This is a genomic window from Streptomyces sp. NPDC048255 (assembly GCF_040652415.1).
Taxonomy (GTDB): Bacteria; Actinomycetota; Actinomycetes; order Streptomycetales; family Streptomycetaceae; genus Streptomyces.
Genome location: NZ_JBEZMA010000161.1, coordinates 1 through 1,034, shown reverse-complemented (window position 1 = coordinate 1,034; position 1,034 = coordinate 1). Strand labels below are relative to the sequence as shown.

The window sequence follows — 1,034 nt, the reverse complement described above, 5'->3', positions numbered from 1 at the left end:
CTCGTGGACCGACAGGTTTTGGTCCTTGTTCGCGCGCAGGTGCTCGGCGAAGCTGCGTTGCGGGTCGAAGCGGTTGCGCAACACCACGGTGTTGATGAACAAGCCGATCAGCGGCTCGAGCGCGGCGTCGATGCGGCCGGACATCGGCGTGCCGACGACGATGTCGCGTTCGTGGCTGAAGCGGTGCAGCAGCAGCGAGAACGCGGTCTGCAGCAGCATGAACAAGGTCGCGCCGCGGGCGCCGGCCACGCTCTTGAGCCGGCCCAGGCGGGCGCCATCGATGCGCTGCTCGACCCGGACCGCGGCCACGTCCGGCTCGGCCAGACGGGCATGATCGAGCGGCAGCGAGTGAATCTCGGGGATGTCCTTGAGGTAGTCCTTCCAGAACTCGACCGCGCGCGCCTTGGCCGGCCCTTGCAGCAGCTCGCGCTGCCATCCGGCGTAATCGGCGTACTGGATCGCCAGCGCCTGCGGCGCCTCGTCGCGGCCGGCCAGCGCCTGCGCGTAGAAGGTCTTGAGTTCCTTGACGAACGCGCCCAGCGACCAGCCGTCGGAGGCGATGTGGTGCATGCACATCACGATCGCGTGCTCGTCCTCGGCCAGCTTCGCCACCTGCAGGCGCAGCATCAGCCCCTGCTCCAGGTCGAACGGCGCCTGCGCGTCCTCGCGCACCCACTGCGCCAGCGCGCTGTCGCGCTGCGCGGGCGGCTGCGCGGACAGGTCGAGGAAGGCGAACGGCGGCTCGCACTGGGCGTTGACGAACTGGAAGAACGCGCCGTCGAGTTCGACGATGTTGGTGCGCAGCACCTCATGGCGCTCGACGATGCGCGCCACCGCCTTGCGCAGCGCGTCGATGTCGAGCGCGCCGTGCGCGCGGAACACGCCCTGGATGTTGAACTGACGGCTGCCGCCGCCGAGGCGGTCGACCAGCATCAGCTGCTGCTGCCCGTAGGACAGCGGCGCGTCGCTCCCGCGCTCGCGCCGCACGATCGGCGGCAGCGTCGGCGAGGCGCCCGCCTGGGCTTCCAGGTAAC

1 protein-coding gene is annotated in these 1,034 nt (G+C 70.1%); it reads right to left on the bottom strand.

Translation table 11 applies throughout. The features are described from left to right. The coding region (locus AB0D94_RS37945; protein WP_362062579.1) for a condensation domain-containing protein at positions 1–1,034 on the bottom strand (1,034 nt) is incomplete at both ends.